The 14,968-nt window shown below is 42.0% G+C and carries 15 protein-coding genes; 6 read left to right on the forward strand and 9 right to left on the reverse strand.

Going from position 1 to position 14,968, the window contains the following annotated elements:
• Window positions 1–224: 224 nt before the first annotated feature.
• The 3 genes from psb34 to VF06_RS34665 form a co-directional block, all read right to left on the reverse strand.
• A complete protein-coding gene (psb34, locus tag VF06_RS39875; protein WP_143861854.1) occupies window positions 225–395 on the reverse strand; it encodes a photosystem II assembly protein Psb34 in 171 nt (56 codons plus the stop codon).
• A 311-nt stretch (window positions 396–706) separates the two neighbouring features.
• Window positions 707–1,753, reverse strand: coding sequence for an N-acetyltransferase DgcN family protein (locus tag VF06_RS34660; protein ID WP_099071193.1), 1,047 nt, complete (start codon window positions 1,751–1,753; stop codon window positions 707–709).
• Window positions 1,737–2,789 (reverse strand): dipeptide epimerase, encoded by a 1,053-nt coding sequence (locus VF06_RS34665; protein WP_099071194.1) that lies wholly within the window; start codon window positions 2,787–2,789, stop codon window positions 1,737–1,739. The genes VF06_RS34660 and VF06_RS34665 overlap by 17 nt, the downstream gene beginning before the upstream one ends.
• A gap of 131 nt (window positions 2,790–2,920) precedes the next feature.
• Between VF06_RS34665 and VF06_RS34670 the strand changes: the two genes are divergently transcribed.
• The 3 genes from VF06_RS34670 (at window position 2,921) to VF06_RS34680 (ending at window position 4,421) form a co-directional block, all read left to right on the forward strand.
• Entirely contained in the window at window positions 2,921–3,472 is a 552-nt protein-coding gene (locus VF06_RS34670) for an NUDIX hydrolase (protein ID WP_099071195.1), read from the forward strand.
• 221 nt (window positions 3,473–3,693) lie between these two features.
• A complete protein-coding gene (locus VF06_RS34675) occupies window positions 3,694–4,077 on the forward strand; it encodes a hypothetical protein (RefSeq protein WP_099071196.1) in 384 nt (127 codons plus the stop codon).
• A gap of 8 nt (window positions 4,078–4,085) precedes the next feature.
• On the forward strand, window positions 4,086–4,421 hold the full coding sequence (locus VF06_RS34680; protein ID WP_099071197.1) for a hypothetical protein: 336 nt from the start codon (window positions 4,086–4,088) through the stop codon (window positions 4,419–4,421).
• A gap of 155 nt (window positions 4,422–4,576) precedes the next feature.
• Here the strand turns inward: VF06_RS34680 and VF06_RS34685 are convergent, their stop codons facing one another.
• Window positions 4,577–5,500, reverse strand: coding sequence for a nucleoside hydrolase (locus VF06_RS34685; protein ID WP_099071198.1), 924 nt, complete (start codon window positions 5,498–5,500; stop codon window positions 4,577–4,579).
• A gap of 19 nt (window positions 5,501–5,519) precedes the next feature.
• Here VF06_RS34685 and VF06_RS34690 point away from each other — a divergent pair, with 19 nt between their 5' ends.
• On the forward strand, window positions 5,520–5,951 hold the full coding sequence (locus VF06_RS34690; protein ID WP_099071199.1) for a nucleoside deaminase: 432 nt from the start codon (window positions 5,520–5,522) through the stop codon (window positions 5,949–5,951).
• 690 nt (window positions 5,952–6,641) lie between these two features.
• On the opposite strand, the gene lepB is transcribed toward VF06_RS34690, so the two are convergent.
• The 4 genes from lepB to VF06_RS34710 all read right to left on the reverse strand — a co-directional run bounded on the left by lepB (window position 6,642) and on the right by VF06_RS34710 (window position 11,096).
• The gene (lepB, locus tag VF06_RS34695) at window positions 6,642–7,907 is read right to left on the reverse strand and encodes a signal peptidase I (RefSeq protein ID WP_099071200.1); all 1,266 of its coding nucleotides are present in this window, start codon (window positions 7,905–7,907) and stop codon (window positions 6,642–6,644) included.
• A 105-nt stretch (window positions 7,908–8,012) separates the two neighbouring features.
• Window positions 8,013–8,234: a hypothetical protein gene (locus VF06_RS34700; protein WP_099071201.1), complete on the reverse strand. Its 222-nt coding sequence runs from the start codon at window positions 8,232–8,234 to the stop codon at window positions 8,013–8,015.
• Between the two features lie 133 nt (window positions 8,235–8,367).
• Complete coding sequence (locus VF06_RS34705; protein WP_099071218.1) at window positions 8,368–10,770, reverse strand: heavy metal translocating P-type ATPase; 2,403 nt, start codon at window positions 10,768–10,770, stop codon at window positions 8,368–8,370.
• A 131-nt stretch (window positions 10,771–10,901) separates the two neighbouring features.
• Window positions 10,902–11,096: a heavy-metal-associated domain-containing protein gene (locus tag VF06_RS34710; RefSeq protein ID WP_099071202.1), complete on the reverse strand. Its 195-nt coding sequence runs from the start codon at window positions 11,094–11,096 to the stop codon at window positions 10,902–10,904.
• Window positions 11,097–11,443: 347 nt separating this feature from the next.
• Between VF06_RS34710 and VF06_RS34715 the strand changes: the two genes are divergently transcribed.
• The gene (locus tag VF06_RS34715) at window positions 11,444–12,973 is read left to right on the forward strand and encodes an RtcB family protein (protein WP_099071203.1); all 1,530 of its coding nucleotides are present in this window, start codon (window positions 11,444–11,446) and stop codon (window positions 12,971–12,973) included.
• A 234-nt stretch (window positions 12,974–13,207) separates the two neighbouring features.
• A complete protein-coding gene (locus VF06_RS43575; RefSeq protein ID WP_143861855.1) occupies window positions 13,208–13,339 on the forward strand; it encodes an AAA family ATPase in 132 nt (43 codons plus the stop codon).
• 562 nt (window positions 13,340–13,901) lie between these two features.
• Here VF06_RS43575 and VF06_RS34720 read toward each other — a convergent pair.
• The gene (locus VF06_RS34720) at window positions 13,902–14,792 is read right to left on the reverse strand and encodes an NAD(P)-dependent oxidoreductase (RefSeq protein WP_099071204.1); all 891 of its coding nucleotides are present in this window, start codon (window positions 14,790–14,792) and stop codon (window positions 13,902–13,904) included.
• Between the last annotated feature and the right edge of the window lie 176 nt (window positions 14,793–14,968).

A 14,968-nucleotide genomic window follows, 5' to 3' on the forward strand; every position in this document is an offset into this window, starting at 1 on the left:
GGAAAGGGGAAAGGGGAAAGGGGAAAGGGGAAAGGGGAAAGGGGAAAGGGGAAAGGTTTCAAATACATCCTTTACCCTTTACCCCTTAACCTTTTCCCAGACCTTGTTTGGTGATTTGAGCGATGGCGCAAAGTTCAAATACAAAAAACCCCGACTAAATTAGCCGAGGTAAAAAGAGAAGTACGAATGGCGATGAGATACAGCGATACCGAAGTCAAAAAATCTTAGCTAACACTAAAACCAACCAAAACTAAAGTAGTAACGATTAAAGTTGCAAAAACACCTTGTATTAAGTATTTACGTTGTTCCCAAATTGCTGGGTACTCTGCATAGTACATTTTGGGTTCGGTTGCATAGTTATTGAGAACGCCCTCTTCATTTACTGTGGTGTACATAATTTTTTCTTTTGGTTGTTTGTTAACTTATGTAAATAAATTTAACAACTTTGTTACAAAACGTCAACTAGGCTTGACAAAAAAAGGGTGATACGTCTAATAAAAGTTACTTATGAGCAATGCCTACGGCGTGACGCGATCGCCGATTTTTGGGGAAAAGCTTAAAGGGGAAGGGTTCAAGGTTTTTTCTTTCCCTTTCCCCCTTCCCCTTTTCCCTTTCCCCCTTCCCCTTTTCCCTTTCCCCCTTCCCCTTTTCCCTTTCCCCTTTCCCCTTTTCCCCAAAACCCGATAAGTATTGGAGCAATACGAGCCTAATTTTTGAGTGCTGCATCCAAAATTACATTGGCATCAAAACGAACAACATCGGTGCAAGGTAGTCCTGTTTCTGCTGCCACTTGAGCGATGGCTTCATTCGCCGCAGATTCATCTAGATGGGCTGTGTTCAATGCTATACCCACCACATGTACAGTACCAAAAGCACCGCCGGCACTGGCGACACTTTCATAAAGCTGGATGACCTTACGTAAAGGTGGAATTACTACATGGGGATGATTGCGGATATGAACTTGTCCGGCTCGATGTGCCAATACTAGTTGGGTTGGTTGAGAACCACGAATTAAGGGTAAGGTGGCGGTGGAACCAGGATGTAGCAGCGAACCTTGTCCTTCAATGTGCAGGATATCGTGGTTTTTGCCATAGCGCATCACCATCTGTTCCACAGCACCGGCGGCAAAGTCTACGCGCACGGCATCCAAAGGCACACCATCGCCTTCTAACATCACACCTGTTTGACCTGTGGCTAAGAACTTAGAACTCCATCCGCGCAGTTTCGACACCCGATGTAACTCCAGGCTGGTTGACATTTTACCGATGGCCATGTCGGTTCCCACAGTCAATACTCGCCGACAGGGGAGAGTGCGTGCCATACCACTGGCAATAGGTATATTAGACGGTTCTTTCCGCACATCCCAAATGAGTTGCCCTGGTTTTAGCAGTGCATTGAGTTCTGGCATATTTGCCATTGCTGTGTGTAAACCATTTACCAAGGACATTCCAGCTTGTAAAGCTTCTTTAATTTCCAGCCAATAATTATCTGGTACAGCGCCACCTCCTGGGGCTATGCCAATTACCAAGACTTCTGGCTTGTATTCCAAGGCTGCGGCTACAGATGGCACAATTGGTACATCGCGGTTGATACCTGTTAATTGTGGCAGGGATTTGCCTGCACAATCGCGATCGATGACTGCGACAATAGGGGCTTCACTATAACGTAGAATTGCTAGCCCTGTTTTACCTTGAGTCCCGGTAATTCCTTCATGAAGTAAGATAGCTACTCGTTGATTAAGTGGCAAACGCACTGTGTTGTACCCCCAAACCTGGTAAATCGTTTGGCAAAACTCTTCCTTGTGTTAACAATGCACCCGTAAATGGGTCATCAATTAAGTTCAGGTGACTGTCTAAATCTAAATAATCAGCTAGTGGTGCTAGCTGTGCTGCTGCTGTATTGGCTAAGGAACTATCAGAATAGCAACCGAACATCACTTGTAATCCATAGGCTCTGGCCACATGTACCATTCGCATGGCCTCAGTTAGTCCCCCTGATTTCATCAGTTTAATATTTATCCCATCCACATAGTTTGCTAAGTGGGGAATATCAGAACTTGTAAAGCAACTTTCATCAACAAAGATGGGCAGAGGAGAGTTTTGTTTGAGTTTTGCCAAACTTGTTTCTTGTCCCCGTGGTAATGGCTGTTCTACATACTTTATACCTAAATCAGCTAGCCAATGGCACATGGCGATCGCATCTTCTAAACTCCAACCGCCGTTAGCATCAACAAAAAATTCTACTTTTGGTGCTGCTTGTTGCACTGCTAAGAACATTTTGCGGTCTGCTTCTATGCCATCTGGGCTACCAAGCTTGACTTTGAAAACACGAACATCAGTAAAGTTTAACCAATCTTTGGCTCTGGCGATCGCACCTTCTGGTGAATTAATACCAATTGTCAGGGAAGTTGGTACAATGGCGTGGCGATCGAGTCCCCAAATTTGCCATAAAGGTAACCCAACCCGTTTACCAAGCCAGTCGTGCATTGCTATATCCAAGGCTGCTTTCACACTAGAAGGAGCTTGGTTTTCGGTCAACACCTGTTCAATTTCCTGCCGTTGTAAAGGACTGAACCGTTGCAGGAGTGGTATAACTTGCTCTAGAGCGTCTTTGATTGTATCAGTTGATTGCCGATGATTACCCACGCCGAAGGGCGACGCCTCCCCCCAACCTTCAATGCCATCTTGTGAAATTTTCACCCAGACATTGGTAGTCTGTGCTGTTGTCCCGCGACTGATAGTCAACGGGAATCTCTTATTCACTGTAAATAAACTTACATTTATTTCCATAAATATAGAGCGTATTATATTAAAGCAAAAGCCAGTGTAAATTCAAAATTTAGCTTATCGGACGTATCCGTTATACTTTTTTACATTGACTGTATGGTTCCTTATACAAAATATTATTTGTTACTTAATTTATGAGCAACTTAAAGAAATGGAAAATTTTAAAATCCAAAATGGTATTAGACCATTACTGGTGTAAGGTCAGGCAAGACGAAATAGAATTGCCCAATGGAAAAATTATTGATGATTATTTTGTCAGTATTAAGCCTGATGTAGCAATGGTTTTACCTATTACCAGTAGTCGAGAAATTATTTTTGTCAGGCAATATAGACACGCCGTCAGTGAATTTTTCTTAGAACTGCCCGCAGGAAGTTTCGATTTTACACAAGAGAATCCTGAAGTAGCAGCAATGAGAGAATTTACAGAAGAAACTGGTTATATTGCCGAAGAATTTCAAAAGATAGGAATTTTATATGATAAGCCAAGTAAAGACACTAATCAAATACATTTATTTTTAGCAAAAAATGTCATCAAATTTAGAAAACAACAACTTGATATTACAGAAGAAATCGAGATTGTATTAATTCCAGTAGAATCAGTTTTAGAGAAAATTAGTCAAGGTGAAATTTCTGTGGCGGGAACTGTAGCGGCTCTGTTTTTAGGTTTAAAGTTTTTCACTCCTTAATAACCCTTATCTCTCTTTTTTATTTTGTAAAAATAATGCTTCAGACGAATTGTATCTGAAAGATTTTATAGCAAATTTTAAAAATTTTAGCATAGAATAATATTAATAAAGTTTCCATTTAATGTCCTTATAAAGATGATAGACAAAATTTTTCTGGACATAACTGTTATTATGTTAAGGACAAAGGGCAAGTAGCTAAATTCAAATTGGCGGTTCGTAACGTGGATGTTCTAATTGAGTCAACAAGGAGCTTTGAAAAAGATATTGGCGGCCTGAGTGAAGATGAGAAAGCCGCAGTGGTTAAAAAAATCAATGATTGTGCCAGCCTCTTCCCAACTCAAAAAGCTGACGTTTATCGTAAGTTGCGTCGTCTTCCCCTACCGTCAGATATTAATGGCTATGAATCTTCCCTTTACACACTTAAGGTTTCGCAGAAACTAAGGGTGATTTTGGCAGTTGACGAAGATCCAATTTTTGGCCAAGTTATTTTTACTCTTTTTCGAGTAGTCAAACACGATGACCTTGATAAAGCGTATAAAGGTGTGGCAGAGTCTTTGTATCAAGGATTACTCCATCACAATCCAGAAACTGCCGGGATCTCGTAAGTTGATTTATGGCACAAACCCTTACTCTGTGTGATGAATATGGCATTATTTATCAAGCGATAAAGATTTTGCCAGATGACGAGCTAAAGATTGCTTTTCTTGAAGCCTTGGGAGAGCTTGAAGATAATGAGTGTCACAGAACAAGAAAATTTCCAAAAACGAGGCTGCACAAAGTAAAAGGTGTGAAGCAGGCAATTTATCGTGCTGATATCGATAAAGTTTCAGGTTGGCGTATCCATATTCAATACATTAATGGCCAAATTCATCTCAAGGATATTATCGAGGGGCAAAGACACGATGATGTAATTGAGGTGATTAAATCTAAAAAAGCACGCTATGAGTAATTCTCAGTTTTAAATGATACTGTCCAAAAAAGTCTTTACACCGGAATGCTCCAATATGGTCGGTTGAGTTGCAGAGGTTGTCTGTGTCTGGTGAGCTTTGTCGTTAGTTTTCGGTAGCGAGTTTGAGTATGCACGGCACCTAATTTTTCAGTTTTTTATCTCGCCCATTGTTGCAAAATATAAGCATAAAAAGCATCTTTATCTACTTTATCCATTGCATAAATTTTCCGCCCACCAGACACAACTTTAGTGCGTCCCTGACTCACACCAGTGGTGATAATTTCTGTTTCCCATTCCCGCAATTGATAAAATTCTGGATGTCCTAAATAAGCCGTTGCTAAAACATCCCAAAAATAATAATCTTGGGGAATAACTAATGCATAACATTGTCCTGCTAAATCTGAGGCGGGATAATGCCGTTGTCGCCCCATTTTTTGTACTAATTCTGATGTCACTGGGACATTATTTGTCAAATCCAAAGGACACATAATAATTTCAATTTGGGTTTTCCAAACTTGCGCCGCTGAAATTGCGTCCCAATAAACATTCCATTCAGCAGAACCATCTTGTCCTGGTTCCAAACTTTTTTCTACATTGCCAGGGACATTCAAAGCACCTCCCATCCAAACAATTTTCTGAATCTTGGCTTCAATATCTGGTGCTTTTTCCAAAGCTGCTGCAACCGTCGTCAACGGCCCAGTTACCATCAAGGTTACGGGGTCTGATGCTTCACGTAACACCTGAATCATAAAATCTTGACCTGGTTCGGCAACTAAAGGCGTAGTGATGGTTTCCCTTTGATTGAGAATGGGTAAATGGTCAACGATGAAGGAATCACGGCGATAGAGATTAGGAAAGGGATTAATACCACGCACAGTACTTTGTGCGATCGGAATATGAGAAAATCCCATCAAATCGAGAATTTTTCGTGTGGCGCTAACCGCTGGTTGGATATAACAATCGGCTGGGGTGACAACAACACCGAGAAGTTGGATATTATCCATTGTCAACAGCAGCATGGTTGCTAAATAATCATCTACACCGCCATCATGATCCATTAATACGAGTTGTTTTGACATATTTTAGGAGAATAAAAAAATGGATGAATTTATGCAGGCTGCAATTCAAGAAGCAAAACAAGGCAGACAAGAAGGTGGAATTCCTATCGGTTCGGTTCTCGTCAAGGATGGCAAAATTCTCGGCAGAGGACACAATAAACGCGTCCAAGATGGCGATCCTGTTACCCACGCCGAAATTGATTGTCTTCGCAATGCTGGCAGAGTTGGTAACTATAGAGGTACAACACTATATTCAACCTTAATGCCGTGCTATTTATGCGCTGGGGCAGTGGTACAATTTGGTATTAAAAAAGTTATTGCCGGAGAATCCAGAACTTTTCCTGGTGCTAAAGATTTTATGATATCTCACGGTGTGGAAGTAATCGATCTCAATCTTGAGGAATGCGAACAAATAATGAGTGAGTTTATTGAAACTAACCCCGAACTTTGGAACGAAGATATTGGTAAGTGAAGTCCATTTTTGGATTTTAGATTTTAGATTTTGGATTGAGAATAGCTTAAATTGTAGGGTGCTTTAAAGCAGCGCTTAACGCACCTGTAAATATGGTGTGTTACGGCTAAATTATACCAATTTGAAAAAAGAATGCGACAAATACGCTGGGTAGGGTAGCACAGCTGTGCGCCCCTACAGATGATCGATGTGTTGCAAAGATTGTTTGAATTGGTATTAGACTTTCTCAAACGCTCAAATTCCTACACAGCCGTAACACACCCTACTGGCGTGTCAAGCCTTAAATGTTGGAATAGATTTTATTGTGGGATGGGTGTCCTCACCCGTCCGGGCGGGCAAGATGCCCACCCCACAAGAGTTTATTGATGCACTATTTTAGCCTTGACACGCCACTACCTTTTGATTTACTTTTTGAAGAAGAATTCAGAATTCAGAATTCAGGAGTCAGAATAAATCAGTCAGGAATTCAGACCCGCGACTGATAGCGACGCGGAAAGCGAGTCCGCGAGCGTCTTAAAGACCACCAAATCTACGATTTGGTGGGGGTATTAAACCCGGTTATTCAGACGCTCCTGCGTCGCTCTAAGCGAAGCCATGCCGCAGGCTTTACGCTTCGCTATCCGCCACTCGCACAGAAAATATTGCTGAATTCTGACGACTGACGCCTCTATTCTGTTCGATAAATGGTCTTTATAGTTTTGATAGTGGTAAACAAGCTTTTACATTTACTTGTTCAAAAATAGGAAATATTTGTTCTTGTAGTATTTTTTTGTTTGAGGTTGGAAGTCTATTTAAAACAGATAAACTTTGACTATAAAAAAGCTGATATTTAGAGCAATCATTTAAATATACATGAGCGATCGCCAGACTCAATAGCGCAGTATATTCACTGTAATCATCTTGATTTTTTTGTACCAGTGGTAAAACTTGCTGCCCGTAATCAATGGCTAAATTAGGATCGCCTTTAAGGAAAGAAGCAAAAGACATATATGCCAAAGCTTGAGTTTCTGCTCCCGAAATTTTATGTTTACGTGCGATATTTAAGAACTGTTGAGAATAATTCATCGCTCGATCGTTTTTATAACCAAGCATTATACTATACAAAGAAAGATGTCTTAATGCTGTAATTTCACCGTTAATATCCCGGTTTTTCTGAGCATCTCCTAAATACTTTTGAAAGAAATTAATAGAATCATTTAAATTATTTGGAGCTACTATAAAACCTACATTTTTGAGATACAATTCTTCTAAAGAATACTGTTGTTGATTGCGGGTTTCATCTAAATCAAGTTTACTTTCTAGAGGCCAAACTCTTCTGACTACTCGCCCAATAATATTTTCTTTAGGAACAAAACCCCAACAACGACTATCGTAACTATTAGTGCGATTATCACCTAGTGTTAAATACGAGTTAGGTGGTAGAGTTTGAGGTTTAGACAAAACAGGTGGTTGTTCGTCCGATGCACAAACATCTATAGTTGTTTTTTGTTTGGGATCAATATACTTTTCTTGAAGAAGCTGATTGTTAATATATACTTTACCTTTTCTCAGTTCTACTTTTTCTCCAGGTAGAGCAATAATCCGCTTGATAAATGGTTCTGTATACTCTAGCTGTGTCAATTTTTCAGTAGGCTTAAATATAATAATATCGCCACGTTTAGGCAATTCAGAATTGTAAACAAATTTATCAGCTAATACATAATCTGCATTCCATTGCACTGGACTACCATATAAAGTAGTTTCCATTGAACCTGCTGGTATCCATCTAATCTCAAAGATTTCTCTCAATGTCCGAATATTACTGCCATCAACAGATAAGATTTTTTTGGTGGATAACTTATCCGTATGATTTTTCTGCAATAATTTTTGGTCTTTAACCTGTGAAATTTCAGAGTTCAATAGGGGAATGAAGCTAACGACACTGAAGAAAGTCAGCAAGATAAAATCAATTCGCATAAGTTATATTCGGATAATTCTTATGAATTATCAACTTTTTTATGGTGTGGTTATGAATGTTATTACATTTTGTAATATAAGTATATTTCCTGCCACCGATTTAACTTATTCATCGGCTACGTAGAGGAGAAACCACCACAACTCTAGCCCAATTAAGGCTAAACCAGCGATCGCCACACCAACTTTCAAGCCTAAAGGTTGCTCTATGTGGTGAAATTGGCTGTTTTGTTCTGAATGAACTGGCATTTCTGCTAAGGCTACGGTTGATGTTCCAGTTAGCAGAAATAAAGCAGCCAAATTTCCCCAAAGCATTTTTTTGCTGAACATTTGCTAATACCAAGTAAAAGGGACTGGGGATTGGGTAATCATCTGAAAAATTATGTCTGGGATTTTGGATCGCATAAACCCTGATTCACCAAGGCTATTCCCAATCCAAAATCTAAAATCTAAAATCCAAAATTCAGCTAGTTTTTGGTTGAAATTTACGCAATCTTAAGGCGTTGCTGACAACAGAAACTGAAGAAAGAGCCATCGCGGCTCCGGCGATAATGGGATTGAGTAACCAACCGAAGATTGGGAAGAGAATTCCAGCTGCAATAGGAATGCCGATAACATTGTAAATAAAAGCAAAAAAGAGATTTTGCCTAATATTGTTGATAGTAGCGCGACTAAGTTGAATAGCCGTCACAATTCCTTGTAAATCTCCAGAAATAAGCGTGATATCGCTCGCTGCGATCGCCACATCTGTCCCCGTACCGATGGCAATTCCCACATCAGCCTGCGCTAGTGCTGGAGCATCATTGATACCATCACCTACCATTGCGACAATTGAGTGGGGGGTGGGGAGAGGAGGAGACGCGGGGAGGGGGAGACGCGGGGACACGGTGAAAGAATTGTTTCTATCCATTTGTCCCCGTGTCCCCGTGTCCCCGTGTCCCCGTGTCCTTTTTGCCATTTCCTGTTGCAGAGATTGAATAATCGCCGCTTTTCTATCTGGTTTGACTTCGGCAAATACTCGTGTGATGCCAACTTGTTGGGCGATCGCCTCCGCAGTTTTCTGATTATCTCCGGTAAGCATTACTACTTCTAAACCCAGCTTTTGCAGTGCTTTCACGGCTGCTGCGGATGAAGGTTTCAGGGCATCGGCAATACCCATTACTGCTTCTATTTCGCCATCGACGGCAATCAAAATAACTGTTTTCCCAGCAGCTTCCCATGTATCTTTATACTGCTGGAGAGCCTTGGTATTAATTCCGAGTTCTGTTAACCAGCGTTGGGTACCAATTTGCACCAGGCGATCGCTAACAATTGCTTGCACGCCGCTACCTGCGTTAGCCACGAAGTGGCTTGCCGAAGGCATCGCTTGAAAGTTGTTAGCCTCTACTAAATTCACTTCTTGAGATTCGGCATACCTGACAACAGCGGACGCTAGAGGATGTTCGGAATTTCGTTCTACTGTTGCTGCTAACTGTAAAACTTTGAGTTCGTTACCATCGGCTGTGCCGTTGACGGTGACAAAATCTGTAACCGTAGGTTTACCCACAGTTAAAGTACCGGTTTTATCTAAAACGATGGTTTGGATTTTGTGTGCTAGTTCTAAGCTGTCTGCGCCTTTAATCAAAATTCCATTTTCTGCACCTTTGCCGGTTCCCACCATGACAGAAGTCGGGGTAGCTAAACCCAAAGCACAAGGACAAGCGATAATCAATACACCTACCGTTGTCATGGTTGCTAAGGTGAGGTTGCCTGTGAAGCTAAACCAAATGATAAAAGTGGCGATCGCAATGGCAATTACAGCTGGTACAAACCATCCCGTCACTCGATCTGCCAAGCGCTGAATTGGTGCTTTGGAACCTTGGGCTTGTTGCACTAGTTTGACGATTTGAGCCAAAAACGTATCTTTTCCCACTCGTGTTGCACGAAACTGAAATGCACCCGCACCGTTTATCGTTGCCCCAATCACTTCATCTCCTGGTTGCTTTTTGACTGGCAAACTTTCACCGGTCACCATCGCTTCATCTACCGTAGAAACCCCTGCAATGATTTCGCCATCTACAGGAATCTTTTCCCCAGGACGTACCAAAATCACATCGTTGATTTTGACTTCAGCAATGGGAACATCAACTTCCACACCGTTACGGATAACTCTGGCATCTCTGGCTTGGAGTCCCATAAGTTTGCGGATAGCTTCAGAAGTTTGTCCCTTGGCGCGATTTTCTAATAATCGCCCCAGCAAAATTAAGGTAATGACAATGGCTGCAACTTCATAATAAACATGAGGAACCAAGCCCTGAGCAATAAAAAATCCAGGGAAAACGGTAATAAACAAAGAATATAGATAGGCTGCACTTGTACCCAAAGCAATCAGCGTGTCCATCGTCGCCGTATGACGCTTAAAAGCTTTCCAACCATTGCGGTAAAAAGAACCACCACACCAAAAAACGACGGGTGTTGTCAGCACTAGCTGTAGCCAAGGATTCTCCAGGAAACTGGGAATGAAAGGCAAATTTACCCCAATCATCATTGGCAGCGATCCCAAAAACAGGAAACTGCTGATTACACCTCCCACCGTTACTTTGAGAAAAAGTTCGCGTTGTTTTGCTTGTCTAGTTGCTATCTCGGCATCATCTTCTTGAGACAGGATTTCTTCGGAAAGTGAGTAGGAAGAGTAACCCGCAGCGGCGATCGCACCTTGGATTTGTTCTAAATTGGTGAGAGAGCGATCGTAATTGATAGCGGCTTGTTCAGCTCCAAAGTTAACATTGCAGTCAATCACCCCGCGAACCGAACGAATCGCCTTTTCGACATTATTGGCACAAGCGGCGCAGCTCATACCTCGAAGTTTGAGTGTGAGAGTATCCATATTGGGAATTGGGAATTGGGCATGGGGCATGGGGCATTGGGAAGAGGACAAGGTAGACAAGGGGGACAAGGTAGCAATCTTTCTCCCTTGTCTACCCCCTCTCCCTTGTCTCCCCATCTCCCCAACCCCGTTTACGCGACTGGATAGCCAGCAGCAGCTAACGCTTCTTTAATCGCTGTTTCTGATGCTTGAGTTTCTACGCTGACAAGCTTGGTTGTTGGATCGGCCTCAACGCTAGCATTGGCATCGACAGCCTGAAGTGCTTTGGTGATGGTGTTTGCACAAGCAGAACAAGCCATGTTGGGAACTGTAAGTTGGAAAGTCATAGATTTACGGGATAAAATGAACAACCTCGCCACGCCAAGCTGGATGACTGGGGCGTATACCTGACACCTGAGAAATTTCTCATTTCTGGCTGAGGAATCGCCTTGAATTTATCCTAGACTCTCCAGCTGGCTGGAGAGTCTAGAGATTTTTCAAAGTTTCAAAAATACAATATGCTACAAAAACTTGTCACCAGATGAAACTGTGTGCTATTAAGTTGATATATCCGTTGTTTTCCCCACAATTCCGGGAAAATAACCCCCATCGCTTGAGACGCGGCTGCTGAACCCAAGTCTCCTAACCTCTTCACAACAAAAAGTCTTACAAAAGACTTTATTTTGGAGTTTTCATGCAGCCAAAAAATTTAAAACGTCTCCTGCGTGCTTTAGGGCGGCAGGGTTTGGATGTAACTTACAGCGATCGCACTTATTCTGTTCGTCTAGCTAATTCTCTTGATGCTCCTGTAGCAGAAGTACTACTACCGGAAGATTTTCCCGTAGAAGCCAAGGCACTCAAGCAGTTAGCGAATTTGGCAAGTGTTAGACACCCATCTGGAGGATGCGTGTGTCGTGCCTGTGCTACGCCTGATTTTCATCCTGGTGATGCAGGGGTCGCCATTGGTTCAGTCGTAGAAACTGTGGGTCAGGTAATCCCCAGTGCTGTCGGTTCTGACATCAATTGTGGAATGCGTTTGCATGTAGCTGATTTGACAATTGAGGAATTTCTCACCAAGCGCGACCAATTTGTAGAACGGATGAAGGGGGATTATTTCTTCGGTACGCGGGATGTAACGATGACTGCTCAAGCAATGCGGGCGTTATTTCAGTACGGAGTTCCCGGTTGGTTAGATGCCATGCTAGATCGGCCTACGGGGAGTGTAGTTAAGTCTGATTTGCAACAACTTACCGAAGAAAGCGAACGCATTTTCTTAGGTGGTTCAATGAATGGTAACTGGAAACTCGCCCCTGAAGAATTGGTTTCCGATGTTGGACTAGTGCGCGATGGCGGACTGGCAACCATTGGCGGCGGCAATCATTTTGTAGAAGTGCAGCGAGTTGATAAAGTAGAAAATCGCACACTTGCCCACGCCTGGGGAGTGCGCGAGGGACAACTGGCCTTTATGATTCACTCTGGTTCTCGAAATGTGGGCAAGTACATCGGGGGAATGTGGCGAGATAAAGCCAAAGCCGCTTGGCAAAAAAATTTGAAATACCCTGATTCTCAGATTTTTCCTCTTTCAACTTCTTCCCATCCGGAATTAGTTGCTAGTTACCTGCAAGCCGAGGCCACAGCCGCTAATTATGGCTTTGTCAATCGCCTGCTGCTGGCGGAACTACTACGTCTGCGTTTGCGAGAAGTATACAAAGATGTGGAAGCACCTCTAGTTTATGACTTACCGCACAACATCACCTTGCCACAAATTGAAGATGTAGAAACATCCTACACAATGTCTCTACAATCCAAAATCCAAAATCGTTCGACTGAGCGTAGCCGAAGTCCAAAATCCAAAATTGACAAGTGGGTAACGCGTAAAGGCGCTTGTCCAGCCTATGCAGGGCAACCAGTGATTATCCCTGGTTCAATGGGTGATTATTCTTATTTAATGGTGGGCAGAGGTAATCCAGCATTTTGTAATTCTGCTTCACACGGGGCGGGAAGACTTCGTTCTCGCTTCGATCTTAATCGCAGAGGTGCATCCGAAAGTGAGGCAGAACTCGGATTAACTGGAGTAGACTGCATCACATTGCGTGAAGAACGCCGCATTGAAGAAGCACCAGCCGCTTACAAACCGATTCAGTCTGTAATTGATGTCCAGGTTGCAGCAGGAATGGTTGATGTTGTGGCGCGGTTGAGTCCGGTGTTGACGTTTAAGGCGTAAAGGATGTGAATTAGTTAAAGGCAATTAACTATTGCAGCTAGATTTATCTAAATGTAATTTAAGAGTTAATTGCCATCTAACTGAACTATAAAATGTAATTAGGGGAGTAAAATAAATTTCAAATTTTACAACCTTACCGATTGAAATAAGGAACAGAAATTTTTATGCAGATGCTTAATATAAACACAGGTAGACCTCCCTTATCAGTAGTTCGTATTGAAGTAGAACGGCTCTTTGGGAAGTATACATATAGTTTGGAAAAAAAAAGATAATAACCTTCACATAGATTTTTCACTAATCATCCTTTATGGCGACAATGGTTCTGGGAAGACAACTATCTTAAAACTTTTATTTCACTTATTATAAACAGGTCACCAACGCGGTCATCTTAGTTTTTTAGCAAAAACTCCGCTCGCCAAATTTTCAGTTTTTTAGCTGATGGAACAAGCATTATTGCTAGCCGAAACAATCTTGATTTAATTGGAGCATTTCAACTTCAATTATTCCAAAATAATCATCTGTTTATTAATACTGAAGTTCCAGCAGAAATTGAAAAACAACCAAAAAATATACATAAAAATATACAAAATTATGAATTTTATAGAAATTTCATAAAAGTCAGATTAAGTATGTTTTTTTTAGGTGATGATAGAGTTTTAGATAGTGATATATTTGACATGATTTTACTGAGCTTTTGTGTTGGTACATCAGACCCTATCTTAGAAAAGAAATCAGGAGTTCTTACAATTCAGAGATTCTTGCAGGGAGCTTATTAGTATGTATCGATGCTGAAAAATTGGTTCAAGAAGGTCTATTTCAGCGCTTAGTGGCTCGTATTGACAGATAATCTAGGCGATCGCTATTAATCCCTGGTGCGACTCGCGATCATCCAAAAAAGCAAGCATCTGTTTTTAGGCGTGGGATAAGCTCAACTCTCAACATTTAAAGTTTCTTGGGAAAGGGTAGTAACGATGTCTGGTAGGGGACGATCGCGATCGCTTTCTTCCGGTGTTTCCCTACCCAAAGATGTTTCTTTTACCAACCGATAAACATCGGCTGCACCTTGAAAAATTCGCTCTGTCAAATCTAAGGCTTGAAATGTGTCTGCAATCTCTTCCATTTCTCCCACCCATCGATGTGCTTTTGGTGTCATGGATGGTAAGGAACGAGTCAGTATTTTTGCTAATTCTGGTTGGCTGGTAGACACTTCATCCCACAGTTGTTGGTCTAAACCTAAGCGATGGGCTGCAATCAACAATTCTGTACCGATTGCTGTTAATCCTTTTGTCAGTGCTGCATAGCACATTTTTAACCCAGAAGCTTGGCCAATTTCATCGCCAATTACCCGCACATCTAAACCATAATCTCTCAATTGTTCGAGTTCAATGGCCTGTTTTCCAGATGCATAGATGCGGGTGCGATTGGGAACCCGTGGAGGCGGGCCAATAATTGAGGCATCGACAAATTGCCCGCCGTTGGATTCAATGATTTGGGCAACACTTTTAACTTTCTCTGGTGCGATCGCATTGGCATCAACATATAAAATACTCTTACCAACGCTACTTATTGCTTGGGCTACTTCTTGGGCTGCTTCTTTAGCGGCGGCGGGAACTAGCACTGACAACACCACATCGGATTCAATGACCAATTGCTTGAGGGAACCCACATCTTGGACATTGGCTGCGGCGGCTAATTGTCGAGTGCGATCGCTCCGGTCTTCCAAGGCAGCAATCGTCTTCAATCCATGTTGATTAAGCACCGCAGCGATGGCCTGCCCCATGTCTCCCGGACTTAAAATACCAACTGTTTGAATTTGCATGGCAGACTGTATTCCAAATTGTTACAAAAGAGTGCTGATGTGCTTCGTCGATCTAGGCACTCAGCACCCTTTGTTAGGCATAGGTTTGGAGATTGAGTTATGAGACAAAATACGATAAATTGATTGAGTTGCCGTATTTTATCTTTATAGGAATTTATCACAAATTGTTCTTACGA

The sequence above is a fragment of the Nostoc linckia z4 genome, from assembly GCF_002608075.1.
Lineage (GTDB): Bacteria > Cyanobacteriota > Cyanobacteriia > Cyanobacteriales > Nostocaceae > Nostoc > Nostoc linckia.